Below are 5,493 nucleotides of genomic sequence, written 5' to 3' on the forward strand. Positions count from 1 at the left end.
GCCTGCTCTTCTTCCGCAGCCGCAAGAAGAACCTCGCCGACGTCGAGTAATTCCCGGGTGGTGCCGCAGCTCCACGCGAGCTGCGGCACCACCGGTACAGACCACTAGGAGCCCAACCCATGTCGAATTCGGTGCCCCCGTCCACATCGGCAATCGCGACCAGCGCGCAGGCAGAAGAGCGTCCCCGCGACGTTTCCGCACTCCGCTACTTCCTGTCCAAGCTCGGCGGAGCCGGAATCAGCATGATCATGGTGATCATCCTGGGCTTCTTCGCCTTCAAGATTCTCCCCGGCGACCCCGTCGCCAGCATCGCCCGTCAGCGCCAAATGACCCCGGAGCAGATGGACCTGCTCCGCGAGGAGTTTGGCCTCAACAAGCCGCTCTGGCAGCAGTTCTTTGACTACCTCGGCAACGTGTTCACCCTCGACTTCGGCCAGAGCTACGTCTACAAGACGTCAGTGTCGAGCCTCATTGGGCAGTACTTCTGGCCGACCGTGCTCCTCACGGGAACGGCCGCGCTCTTGGCCATCGTGCTCGGCCTCTGGCTGGGGCAGAAGGCCGCGTGGAAGCACGGCTCCCGCTTCGACAAGTTCGTGTCGTCGACCTCGCTCGTGTTCTGGTCCGTGCCGACCTTCTGGCTCGGCCTGATCCTGCTCATGGTGTTCGGCGGCACCCTCCGCTGGTTCCCCACCGGCGGGATGCGCTCCCCCAATCCACCCACCGACCCCTTCGGCGCCACGCTGGACATCGCCGCACACATGGTTCTGCCCGTGATCACGATGGTCGCGGTCGTCTACGCCCAGTACCTGATGGTGATGCGCAGCTCCCTCATCGAGGAGATGAGCGCCGACTACCTCACCACCGCGCGGGCCAAGGGGCTCCGCGAGGACCTGGTCCGCCGCAAGCACGCCGTGCCGAATGCGATGCTGCCCACCGTGACGCTGATCTTCATGCACTTGGGCGGCCTGATCGCTGGCGCGGTCACCGTCGAGACCGTGTTCTCCTGGCCGGGTCTCGGCAAGCTCACCTTCCAGGCCATCTCCGGACCCGATCTCCCGCTGTTGCAGGGCACCTTCGTGGTCTTCTCAGCGATCATCATCGTGATGAACCTGATCGCCGATCTTATTTACCGTCAGCTCGACCCGAGAGTGAGGCGCGCATGAACACGCTCACCACCCCCGCGGAGCGCGAGCGCTCCCCCCGTCAGATCGTCTGGGCACGCCGTCGTGGCGCGCTCGCAAACTTCTGGCGAGAGTTCCGGCAGCACCGCGCTGGCATGCTCGGCCTCATCTTCCTCATCGCGGTGGCCCTCATCGCGATCTTCGCGCCGGTCATCGCGCCCGCGCACCTCCTCGACGTCACGAAGCTCGTCGACCAGGACCGCTTCGCCCCACCCTCGCTCGAGCACCCCCTGGGCACCGACCACCAGGGCCGCGAGCTCTGGGTGCGCATGGTCTGGGGCGCCCGGGTCTCCCTCCTGGTCGGGATCTCCGCGACCGCGATGTCGATGGTCATCGGGACGCTCGTCGGCATCGCCGCCGGGCACTTCACCGGCCTCACCGGCAGCCTGCTGATGCGGCTGATCGATTTCTTCCTCGTGCTGCCCTCGCTGATCCTCGCGATCGTGCTCTCCTCCGTGCTCAGCCGCGGAGTGCTCACGATCATCATCGCGATCGGGCTCACCTCGTGGGCTGGGACGGCGCGCGTCGTGCGTTCCCAGACGCTGACCGTGGAGTCCCGCGACTACATCGACCGCTCCCGGGCGCTCGGCGCGGGCCACTGGCACATCATCATGAAGCACCTGCTGCCCGGCGTGCTCCCGCTCGTGCTCGCGAACACCACGCTGACCGTGGGCTCCGCGATCATCTCGGAGTCGACGCTCGCCTTCCTCGGCTTGGGTGACCCCACCGTGCAGTCCTGGGGCGCGATCCTGAAGAACTCGATGGACGTCTCCGCCGCCACGAGCGGGTACTGGTGGTATGTCCTCGCGCCCGGCGTGGCCATCGTGCTCGTCGTGCTCGCGTTTACCCTGATGGGTCGCGCGGTCGAAAACATCGTGAACCCCACCCTGAGGAGCCGCTGAGCCATGCCTGATCTGACATTCGACAACGTCTCGATCACCTACTCCACCTCGGGCCGGCAGTCCCGCGGCGAGGTCGCCGCGGTCTCCGGGGTCACCCTCAAGCTTCCGACCGGCGGCACCCTCGGCATCGCGGGCGAGTCCGGCTCGGGGAAGTCAACACTCGCGATGAGCGCGTTGCGCCTGCTCCCGAAGAACGCCCGGCTGGACGGCCGAGTTCTCATCGGCGACACCGACGTGGCCCAGCTCAGCTTTGGCGAGCTCCGCGCGGTCCGCTGGGCACAGGCCTCGATCGTGTTTCAGGGGGCGATGCACTCGCTCAATCCCGTGCACACGGTCGGCGACCAGATCACCGAGGCGCTCGAGATCCACGTGACGGACCGCTGGAAGACCCCAGAGGGCCGCAAGAGCCGGGTCCGGGAGCTGCTCGACATCGTTGATCTGCACCCGGAAAAGGCGACGTCGTACCCCCACGAGCTGTCGGGCGGGCAGAAGCAACGCGTCATGATCGCGATGGCGCTCGCCTGCGAACCCGACATCATCATCGCCGACGAGCCGACCACGGCCCTCGACGTGATCGTGCAGAAACAGATCCTGGACATGATCTCCCGCCTCGTGGCCGAGCGCGGTATCTCGCTGCTCATGATCAGCCACGACCTCTCGGTGCTCGCCACGGCCTGCGAGCGGATCGCGATTATGCGGGGCGGCGAACTCGTCGAGATCGGCGAGGCTCGCATGATCTGCACCGAGCCGAACGAGCCGTACACGCGCCGCCTGGCCGAGGCCTTCCCCACCATCGGAGACCCGGCGTCCCGGATGCGGCCGGTCACCCGGCACGGCGCGGGGGCCGATGAGCCCGGGCATTCCGAGCCGAGCGACGAGGTCCTGCTCTCCGCCCGCGGCGTGAACGTCACCTACCACGGCTCCGGTCAGCTGCGAGCGGTGCGAGACGTGGACCTCGACGTGCACCGGGGCGAGATCGTCGCCCTCGTGGGGCAGTCCGGCTCCGGCAAGACGACCCTTGCCCGGGCGCTGATGGGGCTCCAGGCCACGGACCCGGGCACCACAATCACCTTCGGGGGGAGCCCGCTGCCGAGCAAGGGCTCGGAGCTGAAGAAGTTCCGGCGCCGGATGCAGCTCGTGCTCCAGGACCCCTCGGCGGCGCTGAACCCCAAGCTCAGCGTCTACGAGTCGGTGGCCGAGGGCCTCCGCGTGCAGGGGATCCCCGGAGACGAGCGCGAGCACGTCGCCCAGAGCCTCCGGGACGCCGAGCTATCGCCCCCGGAGAACTACTTCGGCGCGATTCCGCAGGAGCTCTCCGGCGGCCAACGGCAGCGCGTCGTGATCGCCGGGGCGCTCGCCCTGCACCCCGAAATGCTCATCGCGGACGAGCCGGTTGCCTCGCTGGACGCGTCGGTGCGCGGCGAAATCCTGGGCCTGTTACTCTCCCTGAAACAGCGGCTCGGCCTCTCGGCGCTCGTGATCACGCATGACCTCGGGCTGGCCTGGAACATCGCCGACCGCGTCGCGGTGATGTACCACGGCGAGATCGTCGAGCAGGGCCCGACCGAGTCCGTGCTGCTGGACCCCCAGCACAGCTACACCCGGCAGCTGCTCGCCGCGGCTCCGAGCGTTCGGGAGGACGCGTCATGACCGCCCAGCACCGCATCGATCTTGACCAGCCGCAGCTCGCCCCGGGCGACACCGTTTCGATCATCGCCCCCTCCGGGCCGAGCGCCCGGGCGAGCCTCGAACGGGCCGTGCGCCTCTTCGAGGGCTGGGGGCTGCGCGTCGTCGTCGGCGAGCACGTGCTCGACCGGCACCCGCGTGCCATGTATCTCGCGGGCTCGGACGAGGACCGCCGCGCGGATCTTGTCCGAGCCTGGGCCGATCCCGCGGTGGACGCCGTGTTCTGCATCCGCGGTGGGTACGGCGCGATGCGCCTGCTCGACGGCATCGACTGGGCGGCCCTCGCCGCGGGCGGGGCGCGCCGGGACGGGCGGCAGAAGGTGCTCGCCGGATCCTCCGACATCACCGCGCTGCACGAGGCGTTCCGGGTGCACCTCGACGTGCCCGGGCTGTTCTGCCCGATGCCGGGCACCAGCGTCGTCCGGGACTCCGAGTTCGTCCGGGAAGACCTGCGGCGGTGGCTCTTCGAGCCCTGGGCGGGACGCGAGCTGATCGGCCCGAAGACCGAGATCCTCGCACCCGGCCGGGCCGAGGGCCGCTTCACGGGCGGAAACGTCAGCCTCCTCGCCGCCGCAATCGGCGCCCCGGAGGGGCGCGAGAACCCCGAGGGCATCCTGTTTCTCGAGGAAATCACGGAGGAGCCCTACCGCCTTGATAATCTGCTGCTCCAGCTCCAGCGCTCCGGCCGTCTCGACGCGGCCTCGGGCATCGTGCTCGGCTCCTGGGAGGACTGCGGCGAGCCCGATCAGGTGCGCGACCTGCTCACCGAGTACTGCGGGGGCCTCGGGGTTCCCGTGCTCTGGGAGCAGGGCTTCGGCCACGACGCGCACGCGCTGACCATCCCGGTCAACGTTGCCGGGGTGCTCGACGCGAGCGGCTCCGATGCGCGCCTGACCGTGACGGGGGCAGCCGCGTGAGCGCGGACTGGTCGCTCCCCGCGCTCGATCCCCGGATCACCTGGAGCATTCGCGTCCTCGACGAAGCGACGGCCGAGCCCCTCCTGGAGCACTCCCCCGACACGCAGTGCGAGACCGCGAGTATCGGCAAGGTGTTCCTGCTCATCGAGGTCGCCCGACGAATCGCGGACGGCACGATCGACCCCGAGGAAATCGTGCCGATCCCGGAGGAGTTCGCGGTCGCCGACTCCGGCATCCTGTATCGGATGCGGGACCAGCGGCTCTGCGCCTGGGACCTGGCCCTGCTCGTTGGCGCGTTCAGCGACAACCTCGCGACGAACGCCCTCCTGCACCGCTGCGGCCTGGAGGCGGTGCGCGCTGTCGCCCCCGAGCTGGGCTACACGCGCACCTCGCTGCACGACTACATCCGCGATGAGCGCACCCCCGAGATGCCGTGGACCCCGTCGTATGGCACCGCACGGGAACTCGCCGATGTGTTCCTTCGCCTCTCCCGGGGCGAGATCGTCTCCCCCGAGGTGAGCGCGCGCGTGCTCGGCTGGCTCGCCTCCGACGCGGACACCTCCATGGTCGCCGATGCCTTCGTGCTGGACCCCCTCGCCCACGTGGACCCCGAGTACCAGGGCATCGTGCTCCGGCACAAGACCGGGACCACGAGCTTCGCCCGGATCGATGTGGGAACCGTCACGGGCGCCGCGGGTTCGGTCGCCTACGCGGTGGCCGCGAACTGGCGAAACGTCCCCGGGGATCTTCGCGTGCCCGCGATGGACGCGATGCGCGAGATCGGCGAGCAGATCCGGCAGCGGGTCA

The 5,493-nt window shown here is 69.0% G+C and carries 5 protein-coding genes; all 5 read left to right on the forward strand.

Annotated features, from left to right (window positions below):
• The first annotated feature begins 119 nt into the window (after positions 1-119).
• Positions 120-1,163, forward strand: coding sequence for an ABC transporter permease (locus OOT08_RS00820; RefSeq protein ID WP_325090694.1), 1,044 nt, complete (start codon positions 120-122; stop codon positions 1,161-1,163).
• On the forward strand, positions 1,160-2,083 hold the full coding sequence (locus tag OOT08_RS00825) for an ABC transporter permease (RefSeq protein WP_325090695.1): 924 nt from the start codon (positions 1,160-1,162) through the stop codon (positions 2,081-2,083). Before OOT08_RS00820 ends, OOT08_RS00825 begins: the two co-directional genes overlap by 4 nt.
• A 3-nt stretch (positions 2,084-2,086) precedes the next feature.
• Entirely contained in the window at positions 2,087-3,733 is a 1,647-nt protein-coding gene (locus tag OOT08_RS00830; RefSeq protein ID WP_325090696.1) for an ABC transporter ATP-binding protein, read from the forward strand.
• A complete protein-coding gene (locus OOT08_RS00835; RefSeq protein ID WP_325090697.1) occupies positions 3,730-4,686 on the forward strand; it encodes a S66 peptidase family protein in 957 nt (318 codons plus the stop codon). The genes OOT08_RS00830 and OOT08_RS00835 overlap by 4 nt, the downstream gene beginning before the upstream one ends.
• The coding region (locus OOT08_RS00840; protein WP_325090698.1) for a serine hydrolase at positions 4,683-5,493 on the forward strand (811 nt) is incomplete at its 3' end. The genes OOT08_RS00835 and OOT08_RS00840, both read left to right, overlap by 4 nt.

The organism is Leucobacter sp. M11, assembly GCF_035726885.1.
In the GTDB taxonomy this organism is placed as follows: Bacteria; Actinomycetota; Actinomycetes; order Actinomycetales; family Microbacteriaceae; genus JAPFRB01.